General features: G+C 33.4%; 17 protein-coding genes. 8 read left to right on the forward strand and 9 right to left on the reverse strand.

Going from position 1 to position 13,424, the window contains the following annotated elements; genetic code table 11:
- Positions 1-6 precede the first annotated feature (6 nt).
- The 8 genes from FJR47_RS06115 to FJR47_RS06150 form a co-directional block, all read right to left on the reverse strand.
- A complete protein-coding gene (locus tag FJR47_RS06115; protein ID WP_152299565.1) occupies positions 7-954 on the reverse strand; it encodes a hypothetical protein in 948 nt (315 codons plus the stop codon).
- On the reverse strand, positions 954-1,622 hold the full coding sequence (locus FJR47_RS06120; protein WP_152299566.1) for an ABC transporter ATP-binding protein: 669 nt from the start codon (positions 1,620-1,622) through the stop codon (positions 954-956). The genes FJR47_RS06115 and FJR47_RS06120 overlap by 1 nt, the downstream gene beginning before the upstream one ends.
- A complete protein-coding gene (locus FJR47_RS06125; RefSeq protein WP_152299567.1) occupies positions 1,622-2,800 on the reverse strand; it encodes an ABC transporter permease in 1,179 nt (392 codons plus the stop codon). The genes FJR47_RS06120 and FJR47_RS06125 overlap by 1 nt, the downstream gene beginning before the upstream one ends.
- Positions 2,790-3,089, reverse strand: a complete 300-nt coding sequence (locus FJR47_RS06130; protein ID WP_152299568.1) for a hypothetical protein — start codon at positions 3,087-3,089, stop codon at positions 2,790-2,792. Before FJR47_RS06130 ends, FJR47_RS06125 begins: the two co-directional genes overlap by 11 nt.
- Positions 3,082-4,173, reverse strand: coding sequence for a nitrous oxide reductase accessory protein NosL (locus FJR47_RS06135; protein ID WP_152299569.1), 1,092 nt, complete (start codon positions 4,171-4,173; stop codon positions 3,082-3,084). Before FJR47_RS06135 ends, FJR47_RS06130 begins: the two co-directional genes overlap by 8 nt.
- Before the next feature lie 146 nt (positions 4,174-4,319).
- Positions 4,320-4,799 (reverse strand): DUF4149 domain-containing protein, encoded by a 480-nt coding sequence (locus tag FJR47_RS06140; protein WP_152299570.1) that lies wholly within the window; start codon positions 4,797-4,799, stop codon positions 4,320-4,322.
- Between the two features lie 3 nt (positions 4,800-4,802).
- Positions 4,803-5,633 (reverse strand): peptide chain release factor N(5)-glutamine methyltransferase, encoded by an 831-nt coding sequence (gene prmC, locus FJR47_RS06145; protein ID WP_152299571.1) that lies wholly within the window; start codon positions 5,631-5,633, stop codon positions 4,803-4,805.
- Complete coding sequence (locus FJR47_RS06150; RefSeq protein ID WP_152299572.1) at positions 5,615-6,871, reverse strand: M48 family metallopeptidase; 1,257 nt, start codon at positions 6,869-6,871, stop codon at positions 5,615-5,617. The genes prmC and FJR47_RS06150 overlap by 19 nt, the downstream gene beginning before the upstream one ends.
- Before the next feature lie 111 nt (positions 6,872-6,982).
- Here FJR47_RS06150 and FJR47_RS06155 point away from each other — a divergent pair, with 111 nt between their 5' ends.
- The 7 genes from FJR47_RS06155 to FJR47_RS06185 are packed head-to-tail and all read left to right on the forward strand — an operon-like array spanning position 6,983 to position 12,544.
- Positions 6,983-7,591: a DUF502 domain-containing protein gene (locus tag FJR47_RS06155; RefSeq protein ID WP_152299573.1), complete on the forward strand. Its 609-nt coding sequence runs from the start codon at positions 6,983-6,985 to the stop codon at positions 7,589-7,591.
- The gene (locus FJR47_RS06160; protein WP_241855382.1) at positions 7,557-8,339 is read left to right on the forward strand and encodes a patatin-like phospholipase family protein; all 783 of its coding nucleotides are present in this window, start codon (positions 7,557-7,559) and stop codon (positions 8,337-8,339) included. The genes FJR47_RS06155 and FJR47_RS06160 overlap by 35 nt, the downstream gene beginning before the upstream one ends.
- Before the next feature lie 26 nt (positions 8,340-8,365).
- A complete protein-coding gene (locus tag FJR47_RS06165; RefSeq protein WP_152299575.1) occupies positions 8,366-9,052 on the forward strand; it encodes an ABC transporter ATP-binding protein in 687 nt (228 codons plus the stop codon).
- Positions 9,049-10,287 (forward strand): ABC transporter permease, encoded by a 1,239-nt coding sequence (locus FJR47_RS06170; protein WP_152299576.1) that lies wholly within the window; start codon positions 9,049-9,051, stop codon positions 10,285-10,287. Before FJR47_RS06165 ends, FJR47_RS06170 begins: the two co-directional genes overlap by 4 nt.
- Before the next feature lie 9 nt (positions 10,288-10,296).
- Complete coding sequence (locus tag FJR47_RS06175; protein ID WP_152299577.1) at positions 10,297-11,010, forward strand: outer membrane lipoprotein-sorting protein; 714 nt, start codon at positions 10,297-10,299, stop codon at positions 11,008-11,010.
- Between the two features lie 6 nt (positions 11,011-11,016).
- The gene (locus FJR47_RS06180; RefSeq protein ID WP_152299578.1) at positions 11,017-12,144 is read left to right on the forward strand and encodes a hypothetical protein; all 1,128 of its coding nucleotides are present in this window, start codon (positions 11,017-11,019) and stop codon (positions 12,142-12,144) included.
- A gap of 46 nt (positions 12,145-12,190) precedes the next feature.
- The gene (locus FJR47_RS06185; protein ID WP_152299579.1) at positions 12,191-12,544 is read left to right on the forward strand and encodes an EF-hand domain-containing protein; all 354 of its coding nucleotides are present in this window, start codon (positions 12,191-12,193) and stop codon (positions 12,542-12,544) included.
- Here FJR47_RS06185 and FJR47_RS06190 read toward each other — a convergent pair whose 3' ends face one another.
- Complete coding sequence (locus FJR47_RS06190) at positions 12,545-12,835, reverse strand: Dabb family protein (protein ID WP_152299580.1); 291 nt, start codon at positions 12,833-12,835, stop codon at positions 12,545-12,547.
- A gap of 209 nt (positions 12,836-13,044) precedes the next feature.
- On the opposite strand from FJR47_RS06190, the gene FJR47_RS06195 reads away from it, so the two are divergent.
- Complete coding sequence (locus tag FJR47_RS06195) at positions 13,045-13,419, forward strand: c-type cytochrome (protein ID WP_152299581.1); 375 nt, start codon at positions 13,045-13,047, stop codon at positions 13,417-13,419.
- Positions 13,420-13,424 lie beyond the last annotated feature (5 nt).

Raw genomic sequence — 13,424 nt, forward strand, 5'->3', positions numbered from 1 at the left:
ATATCCTTATAAAAATACACCATTTTTGATATAGTATACTAACACATATAGCGACAATAATATAACATATAAAGAATTAAACAAAAGTGACAAATTATAGTTTTTATTTGACTCTTTTACAAAACTCACAATAAACCCATAAAATGTACCCATAAAGAGTAAAAAATAGATAAAATACCCTACATAATAATACTCACTTTGCAGAAAACAAAATGGGCAATGATGAGATGGCAGCTCATAGATATATGTACCAAAAAAGAGTATAAGAGATATAAGTGCCACAGGTATAAAAATAATGTTTAATATGCTAAAGAGATATTTATTTTTTAAAAAATAAAAAAGAGTTATCAATATAAAATTGCTATAAAATATAGTTAATAAAAGCGATGTATCTAAAGTAAAAAGTGTTGAGATTGCAGAAGTTGAAGAACTAGAATAGATACTCCCGCAGCAACTTACCATTTTATCAATATCTATACTTGAAAACATTATAGTTTCCATAACTACTTCAACCATGAAAAAGAAAAAAAGTGCAATAAAGAGTCCGAATTTCAACTTTGTATATGGTTGATTTTTATTTACCATATCTTCTGAATGAAGTTTAAGCCAATGCGCAAAAAGATATAGATTTATAATCTTTAAAATAAATAGATATGTTCCTACATCTGTGGCATCAACTACACCAGCAGCGCACATAGCACCTGTTAAAACATTAGATATTTTATCTAACGCAAAAACAAAAAAGAAAAACAAAGGTACTTTTATGCTAAATATATATTTTATAATTGTTGAAGCCAAGAAACTTTGTTTCTCTAACTTATACTGCATTTGAGATGTTGAATGAATATCCCAGTACAAAAATATTCTTACACTTAAAAAAAATGCCACTGTTGCAAAAAGTGTAAATATAGCATTTAAAATAAGAATTGTTAAAATTTCAGGAGTAAGCAACATTAAACAATAGCTCCTTGATATATCTCTATCTCTCTGTCAACAATCTCAAGTCCGAAAAAAAGCGGATCATGTGTTGCTATAACTATAGTTTTACCTTGAGCTTTTAACTCTTTTACTATATCTATAAAATGCAAAGAGAGCTTCTCGTCTAAATTTGCGGTCGGCTCATCTGCTATGATAATTTTAGGATTATTTATATTTGCTCTGGCTATTGCAACTCTCTGTTGTTCTCCGCCTGAGAGGTTTTTAACAAGTTGATTTTTTTTATGCTCTATATGAAACATTTTTAAAACTCTTGAGAGCTTCTCTTCAATCTCTTTTTCATCCAAATTCATGGGAACAAGAGGTAAAATTATATTATCTTTAACACTAAGAGAAGAGATAAGGTTATATTTTTGAAAAACAAATCCAATGCTATGGCGTCTAAAATCAGAAGCAAAATTATCCGGAAGCTTGGAAATTCTATCTCCATCTACTATGATTTCTCCGCTTGTTGGTTTGCTAAGTGCAGCTATAAGTGAGAGAATAGTACTTTTTCCACTTCCGCTTGATCCTTTTAAAACAACTAGTTCTCCCTCTTTTATATGCAGGTTTATACCTTTCAGTGCAGTTACAATATTTTGGTTGTTTACCTCATACTCTTTTATTATCTCTTTTAACTCAATCATTATCTTATAACCTCATCTGCTTCAAGAGTTGCACTTCTCCAAGAAGGTATTATAGTTGCCGCTATATAAATTGGAACACTTAGAAAAAATATAAGCACAAGTGTTTGAAAATCAAATGCAAAAGGAAGATTAAAAGATGTTTTCAACTGCGAATACCCTGTAAAGATATTTTGCAAAAGAGGTGCTTTAAGTATATATACAAATCCTAAAGCCAAAATTATTCCTAGTGCATAAGAGAAAAATGAGACGATAAATCCCTCATAAAACTTCTCTTTTAAAACATCATCTACTCTCCACCCTATTGCTTTAAGTATTCCTATCTCTCTCTTTTGTTCACTGCTTAAACCGCTTGATTTATCATATACAATAATAAAAAATGTAAAAAGTGAAATAACAAAAAGAGCTAAAAAAACTCCGCTTTTATAATCAAAAATATTTTGATAACTTATCTTCAAATCATCTTTTGTAATTACTCTGGTATCAGGATACATAAGTTTTATCTTTGAAGCTATTGTAGCTATTTCATTAACATTTGCAACTTTTAAAACTATATCTGTAGCTTTTCGTTCTTCTATATCAAATATCTCTCTTACGCTCTCTTTACTCATAACTATTACATCATTCGATTCTAACTCTGTATCACCCTTAAACACACCGGCAATATCTACCTTTTTAAGTGTTCCATCAGGTTTTATAAAATTAAAATACTCTTTGTAATAGTTTTCATTCATAGTTTTTTTAACGCCCTCTCCGACTATCATGGATGTTTCATTATCAAAATCTAAATGCTCAGCTACCTGCTTTAAACTATCTTTATACTGTTTTTCAAATTCATCAATACCGACAATGCTAAAATTTACACCGGCATTTTCAAAATAGTAATATCCCCAAACTCTGGCAACAGCACTTTGAACTCCCGTAATTTGTAAAACTTCATCAGCCACGCTGGTATCTATATCGTAATGTCGTCCGGCTTTGATTTTTTGGATAGTAATTTCAGGAAGAGAATCTACCGTAGATTGAAGTTCATATTTTATGGAATTTGTTATAAAAAAAAGTGAACTTAGTAAAAAAACAAGAGCGCTTAAGACAAGTGCGATAAAAAAAGTTTTATACTTTTGGCGAAGCAGTGAATTTACAGCATACTCAATTATATAAAAATTTATTTTACTTTTCATCTCTACTCTTATCATTGCTTGAAAAAACAAAGGTGGAGGCAAAATACTCTCGTAATGCCCCATCATCTCTGTAAATTGAAAAAAAATCACTTAAACTTCTGTGTCTGACATAAGATGCTTCTGTAGAAATTGCAAGATCAGGAAGTTTTAACAATTCAACAAACTCTCTTTTCGTATCTAAAGCGTTTTTGTCTATACCTTTTGTAGTATAGAGATAACCTACTTCAATAAAAAAGAGAGCTATTACTATAAAAAAAGAATAAAATAAAAATTCACTTTTTTTATTCATCTAACTTATATACTTCTTCTGAAGTTATCTCTTCAAATTTAAGTATTTTAGTACCTTTGTGATCCATACTGAAAGTTTTTGCTTCACTTTCATTTTTAAAAGGTATGAGTTCATGTCCCATCGGTCCATATACATCACTTCCAATTACATAATAAGCTTTTGAAGCGTCTATTGCTTTTTGAGAATAGTAATCACTCACTAACATTTTTGAAATGTTCTCTTTATGATCAAAATAGTATTTCATCATATCTTTTACACCATCAAATGAGTAATGTTTTTCGCCATAAAATATTTGTGCAGCCCATTTTGGATATTTGTAGACAAACATACCGCAAATTGGACACTTCTCATCTTTGCTTACTTTTATATACTCATTACTGTTTTTTACATCACCAAATCTTTTAACTTCCCAAAGATAGAGTGAAAGTGCTTGAAGTTCAGGTTCTTTTAACTCTCCACAAAAATTTTGCTCTTTGATTGCAGCTTTTAGCTCATTAATCTCTAAATAAGCATTTATATCTATATCTTGTTTACACTTTTTCTCAAATATTTTTTTACCCATTGGGTACATTTTTTTCTCTTTTTTATTTTGAACCATTGCAATATCAGAGCTGAGTGAGTCTTGAGCCATTTTTAGAGCAGTTTTAAAATCAACAATCTTTCCACCATGCTCATCACTAAAATCCTCTGCAGCTTTTTTGTCTGCAAAAGCCAATTTACTAACCTTTGTCATAGTTCCGGGAACATCTGAGCCGACTACATAAAATGCACTACTAGCATCAATAAGTTTTTGAGATTTTACATCTACAACTTTTACATCATCAAGATTGATATCATACTCTTGCATATCTACAACTAGACATCTTATAGAGCAATACTGTCTATCTTTATTGTTTTGAATTTTTGAGGCATGAGATGTTTTATAGAACATTCCAAGCTTCATTCCGCACACCGGACACCAATCTTTTTGTGCCCCTTTTTGAACTAACTCAGGCTTAACTGTTGCAGTTTTTGTAAAATCCTCTGCACCAAGATTCGACAAACTCAAAAATAGAGTTATTATAAACATTAAAGCAAATTTCATAGCAAACTACCTCTTTTATTTTTATATCTTTTTTATTATCTATATATAAAGAAATACTTTTAAATAAAAGAGTCAAAATCACAATGATTTAAACATCTCTTTTATAAAAACATATTCGATACATTATTAGATATCTAAAAAGTGCATTATTGTATCTTAAAAAAGATTAATCTTCTTATAAATAATATAAGCAGAGCTATTGCTAAAATTTTAAAGTCAAGTTCGCTTGCTATATGAATATTTTTAAAGGTATCACTTTGTGTTGCTTCTACTCCTAATCTTTGCATAGATATAATTTTTGGTGAATAAACTGCACTAAACATAAGCGCAGAAAAAACCACTGTAACAGAACTGGCAAAAATTATAAAATCTCTTTGTCCCTTTTTGTACATAATTAATTCATAAACTATAACAAAAAGTGCAGTAAAATAGACCCAGTAGCTAAAAAGGCGAAAAATTTCACCCATAATAATTCCGGCATTGTATTGATTAACTATTATCTCACTTAAAAGTTTATCTGTATTGAAAATAACGGGTGCTACGAAAGCTCCCAGCACTATCACCGCGCCAAAAGTAGAAGCCAATATAAAAAGATAGGCAAAATCAATATAGATTTTTGTTTTCATAAACTATAACCTTAGTGTAAAACCTCTATCAAAACTACTAAAATCTTTGTAAAATCTTAATTTTGTTAATGGTTTTTGATTTAAATAATTTTGTATTTTATCTTTTTGGTCATAACCCATCTCACAACTAAAAAAGTTAATCTTTCTTTTTAAGACTTCATCAAGAAGTTTTTTTATTATTTCATCGCCGATTTCCCCGCCAAATAGAGCGTTTTGAGGTTCATAAGAAAGATTTGATTCCAGCTTAGCACTATTTGCAATATATGGAGGATTTGAGACTAAATAGTCTATATTTTCACTTATCGGTTCTAAAAGCGATCCGAGCCTAAGCTCTATTCTCTCTTGAAGTCCAAATTTTTTTATATTTATCTTTGCTATCTCTATAGCAGCTTCAGATATATCAACTGCTATAAATTTTGCATTTGGCAGAAATTTTGCAAGCATTATAGAGATAATTCCGCTCCCTGCTCCAACTTCAACAATAGTTATATCTGCATTTTTACTCGATATGTTTTTTAAAACTTCATCAATTAAAAGTTCTGTTTCAGGACGAGGAATAAGTGCGCCTTGTGTTATAAAAAACTCTTCGCTGTAAAAACTCACTCTCTGCGTAATATACTCCAGCGGTTCATTTTTGGCTCTTCTCTTTGCCAGCTCTAAAAGTTTATCAACATCTTTTACATCTGAATTTTGGTTTGTTAGCAGCCAAAGCTCATCAACATCTAGATGGTACATCAAAAGAAGCTGTGCCTCTCTTGATGCTCTTTGGATACATGGAGCAAGCATTGTTGTAATTTGCTTTAAAATATCTTTAACTAGATATCCGCTTGACATGTTTCTCCCAAAGCTCTCTTCTCTATTTTCTGCACATCAACACCAAGCTCTTTTAATCGTTCTAAAACAGGAGGATGAGTATAATGAAAAAAGATATAAAGCGGATGAGAAAGCGGAAAACTTTTGTTTTCATTTACAAGTTTTTTAAGAGCATTTGCCAGCTCCAGAGCTCCACCGCTTCCTCCAAGTTCACTTCCTGTTTTATCCGCTTCATACTCATTGTGTCTGCTTACTATTCCCATAATAGGCATCATTAAAAATCCTAAAATCGGCATAAAAAGAAGCAAAAGAATCATAACTGAATAAGGAGCTTGATTGATTCCCAACTCCGCATAAAGAGAAGGCGGTAGATTTCCAAAAAGAGCAAACATCCCAAAAAGCATTCCACCCACAAGAGCTATGTTTTTATAGATATCTCCATGTGCAAAATGACCCAGTTCATGCCCCAATACAGCCAACAGCTCTTTTGTAGTCAGTTTTTCTATAAGCGTGTCAAAAAGAACAACTCTTTTTGCTTTTCCAAAACCGCCAAAATAGGCGTTAAGTCTGGCATCTCTTTTGCTTGCATCGCTTACAAATACGCCAGAACTAACAAAACCCGTCTTTTGCATCAATCTTTTTATCTCATCATCAAGTGCTTCATCTTGAAGCGGAGTCAGCTTGTCAAAAAACATAGCTCTAAAAGTAGGATAAAGCATATTTATCAAAATTACAACAGCAAATATAAAAAGAAAGCTCCATAGCCACCAAAGAGTAAAACTTGAAATAATCTCATATATTCCCCACACTACAAGCGAACCAAAGATAAGAGTAGCTGCAAATGAGATAAGAGTATCTTTTATCCACTGGGTCAAGCTTGATTTGTTAAAACCAAACTTCTCATCCAAAACAAATTTTTCATAATATCCAAACGGCAAAGAGATAATAGAGTTTATAACCAAAAAACCCATAACAATAACGATATTTAAAAGCGCTTCATTTTCAAAGTTGATATTTTGCTCTAAAAGCTTCACTCCAAAACCTATCCAAAAAATAAAGATAATATAATCTATAAACATACTTACAATGCTCATCTTCTCTTTTGCAACACTATAATTTCCTGCTTTTATAAAGTCACTCTCCAAAAGAAGAACTGCTTCGCCTCTTTTTGCTTGATTTATATAACCTATCTGCATAACACTTGTATAGATTGAGACAAGAGCAAAAATAGTATAAATTGCTATAATAGTCATTAACATGTAACTGCCTTAATTTTTTTGAAATTTTAACATTAGAGTACCTCTAAAAAGCTTTAATATTTTTTTTGCTACAATCTTTTAAATCTTATACCAAATTATAAAGAGGAATTTATGAAAACCTTTCTAAACGGACTTGGTCTTATACTCCCAACAGCCTTGGTGTTATATATACTTATCTGGATATTAAAAACTACAGAGAATTTTTTTGGAGAAGTGATTTTATTTGTACTTCCAAAGCAGTACTATATAACAGGTTTAGGGTTAATAGCCGGAATTATGATAGTTTTTCTTGTAGGCTTATTGTTGAAATTTTGGATTGTACAAAAGATTAGAGACTTTTTTGAAACACTTATAGACAAAATGCCGCTTGTAAACACTCTATACGGTGCGATAAAAGATTTTTTCAACTTCTTTTCAAACCTAAAAAACAAAGAGAACGACATTGTTGTTCTTGTTTCTCTTGGAGCACTTGATGCAAAAATCATGGGCTTTATCACCTCAAGAGATTTAGAGAGATTTAAATTTTTAGATATGGAAGAACCGGTAGTCGTCTATTTTCAAATGAGTTATCAGGTGGGCGGTTACTCCCTTTTTATTCCAAAAAAAAATATAACTTTTATTGATATAAAAACAGAAGATGCCCTTGGATTTATAATGACGGCCGGAATATCAAGCAGTAGAAAATATGATAAAAAAGAAAATAAAAATGAACAATCTTAAAGATAAAAAAGTAGGTTTGGCTTTAGGCGGAGGAGCTGTTTTGGGTGCTGTGCATGTAGGTGTATTAAAAGCATTTGAAGAGTTTGAAGTTGATATAAAAGCCATAAGCGGCACAAGCGCAGGTGCTATTGTTGCAGCACTCTATGCATTTGGAAAGAGTGCTGAGGAGATAGAAAAGATTGTTATTGAATTTGAGTGGAAAAAATTATCATCTCTTACACTCTCAAAATATGGACTGCTCTCAAATGAAAAAATAGGTGAAATTATAAAACATAACATTGGTGATAAAGAATTTAAAGATGCAAATATTCCATTAGAAATGATAGCTACGGATATTACAACAGGAGATAAGATTATCTTAAACAAGGGGCGTGTAGCAGATGCTGTGATTGCGAGTACATGTATTCCAGGAATTTTTATACCTGTTGAGATTGAGGGTAGATTCTTGGTTGATGGAGGAGTTGTAGAAAATGTTCCGCTAAGCTGTCTAAAAAACAAAGATATTGATTTTACTATTGGTGTAGATCTTGTTCCGGAGCGTTCATACAAAAAGCCGGAAAATGTAATTGAAGTTTTATATAACAGTTTTAACTTTTTGGTAAAAGCAAACAAAAAAAATCAAATCAAAGATGCAGATATTATCATAAAACCGGATCTCTCTGCTTTTAATGCCGTTGATATGTCTCAAATCAAAGATTTAATCCAAATAGGATATGATGAGACAAAAAAAATCATAAAAAATCTCTAAACAAAAGATTAATTTAGGAGTCAAATATGATAGTAAACCAAAATGTAAGCAAAGTTTACAAAATGGGAGAGATTGATCTAAGGGTTATAAAAAATCTTAATCTTACCATAGAGTATGGCGAATTTGTTGCCATAGTGGGTCCAAGCGGAAGCGGTAAAAGTACTGTTTTAAACCTTATAGGATGTTTGGACAAGCCCACGGAGGGCAAAATCTTTATAGATGAGACTGACATAACCAAGCTTGACACAACGGCTCTGGCAAACTTTAGAGGCGAAAATATAGGTTTCATTTTTCAAAGTTTTAACCTTATCCCCGTTCTTTCAGTCTATGAAAACATTGAGTATCCGCTTATCATGATTCAAAATCTGCCACAAGATGAGCGGCATAAAAGAATCATGAAGCTTTTAGAAGATGTGGATATGCTTGACCAAAAGGAGAAGTTTCCAGACCAGCTATCAGGCGGGCAGCGCCAGCGCGTCGCCATTGCAAGAGCGCTTGTCACAAACCCAAAAATTGTTTTTGCCGATGAGCCTACTGCAAATCTCGATACCAAAACATCAAACCAGATAATCACACTTATGAGAAATATTCAGCGCGAGTTTAACACCACTTTTATCTTTGCAACCCACGATGAGAAGATTGTCAACGAAGTAGACAGGATCATAACTCTTGTAGATGGCGAGATCGTAGGCGACAAAAAGGTTGCATCATGAAAAATATTATAAAAATATCATTTAGAAATCTTACAAGAAGCTCAAGAAGAACCATTCTTACCGCCAGCCTCATCACAATTGGCGTTATCTTTGTTTTAGTATATGCGGCACTCTCTGGTAGTTTCAAATCTTACATGGTCGCTCAGATTACCGACTCCATGATGGGGCACATCCAGATACATAAAAAGGGATATGTAGAGTCAATAGACAATCTCCCGCTTGATAAAAACCTAAACAAAAAGCAGTTGGAACAGATAACAAAACTTTTAGATGAAAACCCCTATGTTCAGGACTATACATTTCGCCTAAAACTCGGCGCCATGTTCTCCAACTACATCTCATCTACCAGTATAAGACTAAACGCGATCGAGCCAAAAAGAGAGACAAGCACACTTCCTCTTTTTACTTCGCGTGTCACGGGAGAAGATCCAGCAAATTTAAAAGAAAGTTCGCTCATAGTTCCTGATATCTTGGCAAAAGGGATGGATGTCAAAGTCGGTGACACAGTTGTTTTAGTGGCGACGAATGAGAAAGGCTCGGTCAACGGGCTTAATTTCAGAGTATCGGCGACACTTGAGTCTATCAGCGGTCCTGGTGGGCGTGATGGCTACATTCATATAAATGACGCAAAAAAACTGCTCAGAATTGGGGAGATGCAGATAAGCGAGATTGTTATCCGCCTAAAGAATGTAGATAACCTGCAAAAAGCACTAAAACTCTTAGAGCCGCTAAAACTTATAAAAAACCAAAAAGATAAACCCGTTTTTGAGATTCACAGTTGGGAGAAACTAAGCCCATTTTACAACATAGTAAAGATGCTTGATATCATGGATATATCCATCAAAATTATTCTTATCTCAATTGTTCTTATCTCCATTTTAAATGTAATGGTTATGAGTGTTTATGAGCGCATAAAAGAGATAGGCACGATTGCAGCGATGGGAACGACTCCTTCGACTATTACCAAGCTCTTTTTAGCCGAAGGTCTGATGCTTGGAATTTTTGGAACCACAATCGGTGCCGTGTTCTCTTACATTATTATTTTTATTATAAACGGCATCGGCATAACATTTTCGTTTGGACGCCAAGACGGGCTGCTTCTTACCCCTACTTTGGAAATTGGCGAAGTAGCTCTTGTTAGCCTTATAGTTATTATAATTTCACTTATTGCATCCATCTCACCCGCAAGAAAAGCTGCAAAGCTAAACCCGGTAGATGCTCTAAGACAAAACTAGGAAGATAAAATGAAAATAACCGCTCTTTTACTCACGCTCTCTCTTATGTTAAGTGCAGAGAATATTCTTGAAGATATTGACAGAAAACTAACCCCCGTTTCGGCGCAGATGTACAAAAAGCTTATAAATATAGAGCCTGACGGTTCAAAAAAGGAATTTTTGCTTTTTCAGGCGAAAAAAGACAAGGACAAGATGATCTCGCTATTTTTGGAACCTGAGAGCGACAAAGGGCGTGCAACGCTTCGTCTGGGAGATAATATGTGGCTCTACATCCCAAATGTCGGCAAGCCTCTTCGCATAACATCAATGCAGTCGGTAGTTGGCGGAGTATTTAACAATGCAGACATTATGAGGCTGGATTTTAGCACGGAGTATGATGTTACTTCTTCAAAGGACATGAAAGAGTATCTAGAACTTGAGCTAAAAGCAAAAAATGACACGGTCTCTTACGACAAGCTCATTATGCAAGTGGATAAAAAACACCTGACACCTATCCAGATCGAGTGTTACACCTCAACGGGTATGCTTATCAAAACACTCTACTATAAAGAGCCAAAAGATTTTGGAGACAACATTATCCGCCCTGCTGTGGTAGAGACCGAGTCGCCGATGTATAAAGGTTACAAGTCGGTTATGATCTATGGAAAGATATCGCCAAAAGAGTTTGCTGATGAAGCCTTCACGCTTGATAACCTCTCAAAAGCATCAGATCTTAGACGATAAAACAGCATGTTTAAAGCGCTTCTGCTCATCTCTCTTGCCGCAACAATAGCAATAGCAGATGAGTACAGTTTTGATATGGACAACATTGAACCAAAGTCCTATGAGTATGGCGGTTATCTAAGAGCAGATAACAAAACACAAAGGTTAAGAGAGCAAGAAGATAGGTATCAAGACCTGCTCAGAGTGGAGGGATTGCTTGATTTTAGCTACTTCTACGACATCTTTACCTTTAAAGCTAACGGAGTCGCGACTTACGAGTATATCCACAACAAGATTGCCCAAACAGAGTCTCATTTTAATGAGCTATATGTCGATGCAAAATTAAATGTCAATCACTCTTTTTTAGTTGGCAAAAAATCTCTTATGTGGGGCAAAGGGTACTTTTTTAACCCTGTCGCTTTTCTTGATAGAAAAAAAGACCCGACAGACCCGACGGTTGCCAGAGAGGGGTTTATTCTCACAAAATATGGCTATAACAAAAGCTTTAGCAGCTCTTTAAAGAACCTAACGCTTGATCTTGTCTACTTAAAAGCCGATGAAAATATTAATAATGACTACTCCCTTCTAAATACAAATGAAAAAGCATCAGACAACTTTGCCGCAAAGTTATATCTGCTTTGGTATGACACCGATATTGACTTCATCTATAACTACTCCGATAAAGCAAAGGAAAAAATCGGAGTTGATTTCTCCAAAAACATAGATATCAATTTCGAGGTTCACGGCGAGTATGCAAAGGTGTTAAACGATGGATATTCTTACCTCTTGGGAGTTAGATATCTGACTGATTTTGAACTCACAATCATCAGCGAATATCTATACCAATCAGAGGGATTGACAAAAGCCGAAATAGAGACTGCAGACTATATAGCTCCATTTATCGCAAAAGATTATGCCATCACCTCATTTACCCAAAAAGAGCCCTTTGATCTGCTCTACTTCTCGATTTACTATAAAAATATGACAAATCTTCAAGACTGCTCACAACAAAATAAAATTGGAGCAAACTATGCTTTTAAAAATAACACAGAAGTTGATCTATCTTACAATATAAACAGCGGAGGAAGTCTAAGTGAGTTTGGAAAAAAGCAGGCAAAGGATTTTGTCTGGCTTAGAATAACGCTAAACTATTAAAAATTATGATACAATATTTGTAATACTAAAAAAGGAGTGTTTTATTATGAGAAAGTTTACAAAAAAAATAGGATTTAGTTTTGTAGTTGCAACTGCCTTATCTCTCGTTCCTGTCAGTTTAATAGCAGAAGATGTACCTTCAACAGGTCCAATGTCTTTTTCTGCTTTTGATAAAGATAAAGACGGATTTATCAGTGAAGCCGAACACAACAGCGTTAGAGAAGCCAGACAAGAACAAAGAGCCAGTCAAAACAGAGCTATGAGAAATGTACAAAATGCGCCGAACTTTGGAGAGATAGACAGTGATAAAGACGGCAAAATAAGCAAAATGGAGTTTCTTGAAAATCAAAACAAACAGATGCAAGAAAACAGATCCAATAAAGGCTCAAAAAACAGATAGCTACAAAATATAGTCAACCACTTTTGACTCCAGTGTCATAGATTTTATAAGCTCTACTACTTTTAAATGCTCTGGATGGATAGCGTAAGAAGCTAAGTCTTCTTTTGTCTCAAAGGTGGAGTAGAGCGAAAGGTCAAACGCACGATCGGAGTCGGTAAAATTCACACCTACTTCTATCGATTTCAACTCAGGAATCAACTTAGAGAGAGAATTAAGTTTCTCTGCTACCTCTTTTATATTTGACTTCTTGTTTTCTTCTTTAAATTTAAACATAACTATATGAATTATCATTATAAACCTTTTAATTAAATAAATAGAATTTTAACTAAAAATAAAATATATTAATAAATATTCTTATTTTTATTTTTTAAATATTTATTATATTGTATATTAAAAAATTTAGCATCATAATAATGCATTATTTACATATATGAAAACAGCTGTTTTTAATAAATATATGTTATGATTCTGATTATCATGATTTATCAAAGGAGATAACTGTGAAAAAAATAGTAAGTTTATTTTTATTTCTTGCCTCTCTCACAATGCTATTTGCTTCCAACGAAGCGGAAGAATTAGCTGTTGAAAAATGTGGTGGATGCCATTTAATGGGAGTTGTATCAAAAGAGAAACTAAAAAACATGAAAGCACCCCCTTACTGGGCAATTGCTAAAAAAGCTAAAGAAGCATACGCTAACAAAGAGGATAAAATAAACTATATAGTTGATTATACACTCAATCCAACGGAAGAAAAAATGCTTTTTCCTGTAGAAACAAAAAAATTGTTTGGCGTTATGCCTTCACAAGAAGGCAAAGTTACAGAAGATGAGATTAAACTAATCGCCGAATATATCCTAGAAAACAAAACCTTTTAACAGTC

Source organism: Sulfurimonas xiamenensis (genome assembly GCF_009258045.1).
Taxonomy (GTDB): domain Bacteria; phylum Campylobacterota; class Campylobacteria; order Campylobacterales; family Sulfurimonadaceae; genus Sulfurimonas; species Sulfurimonas xiamenensis.

What these genes read in the sequence shown, in the direction of transcription:
- FJR47_RS06150 (WP_152299572.1), bottom strand. Translation starts at nt 6,871, where the DNA reads ATGTTAATGACTATTATAGCAATTTATACTATTTTTGCTCTTGTCTCA.
- FJR47_RS06165 (WP_152299575.1), top strand. Translation starts at nt 8,366, where the DNA reads ATGATAGTAAACCAAAATGTAAGCAAAGTTTACAAAATGGGAGAGATT.
- prmC (WP_152299571.1), bottom strand. Translation starts at nt 5,633, where the DNA reads ATGTCAAGCGGATATCTAGTTAAAGATATTTTAAAGCAAATTACAACA.
- FJR47_RS06175 (WP_152299577.1), top strand. Translation starts at nt 10,297, where the DNA reads ATGAAAATAACCGCTCTTTTACTCACGCTCTCTCTTATGTTAAGTGCA.
- FJR47_RS06185 (WP_152299579.1), top strand. Translation starts at nt 12,191, where the DNA reads ATGAGAAAGTTTACAAAAAAAATAGGATTTAGTTTTGTAGTTGCAACT.
- FJR47_RS06180 (WP_152299578.1), top strand. Translation starts at nt 11,017, where the DNA reads ATGTTTAAAGCGCTTCTGCTCATCTCTCTTGCCGCAACAATAGCAATA.
- FJR47_RS06115 (WP_152299565.1), bottom strand. Translation starts at nt 954, where the DNA reads ATGTTGCTTACTCCTGAAATTTTAACAATTCTTATTTTAAATGCTATA.
- FJR47_RS06170 (WP_152299576.1), top strand. Translation starts at nt 9,049, where the DNA reads ATGAAAAATATTATAAAAATATCATTTAGAAATCTTACAAGAAGCTCA.
- FJR47_RS06120 (WP_152299566.1), bottom strand. Translation starts at nt 1,622, where the DNA reads ATGATTGAGTTAAAAGAGATAATAAAAGAGTATGAGGTAAACAACCAA.
- FJR47_RS06140 (WP_152299570.1), bottom strand. Translation starts at nt 4,799, where the DNA reads ATGAAAACAAAAATCTATATTGATTTTGCCTATCTTTTTATATTGGCT.
- FJR47_RS06125 (WP_152299567.1), bottom strand. Translation starts at nt 2,800, where the DNA reads ATGAAAAGTAAAATAAATTTTTATATAATTGAGTATGCTGTAAATTCA.
- FJR47_RS06160 (WP_241855382.1), top strand. Translation starts at nt 7,557, where the DNA reads ATGATAAAAAAGAAAATAAAAATGAACAATCTTAAAGATAAAAAAGTA.
- FJR47_RS06130 (WP_152299568.1), bottom strand. Translation starts at nt 3,089, where the DNA reads ATGAATAAAAAAAGTGAATTTTTATTTTATTCTTTTTTTATAGTAATA.
- FJR47_RS06190 (WP_152299580.1), bottom strand. Translation starts at nt 12,835, where the DNA reads ATGATAATTCATATAGTTATGTTTAAATTTAAAGAAGAAAACAAGAAG.
- FJR47_RS06135 (WP_152299569.1), bottom strand. Translation starts at nt 4,173, where the DNA reads ATGAAATTTGCTTTAATGTTTATAATAACTCTATTTTTGAGTTTGTCG.
- FJR47_RS06155 (WP_152299573.1), top strand. Translation starts at nt 6,983, where the DNA reads ATGAAAACCTTTCTAAACGGACTTGGTCTTATACTCCCAACAGCCTTG.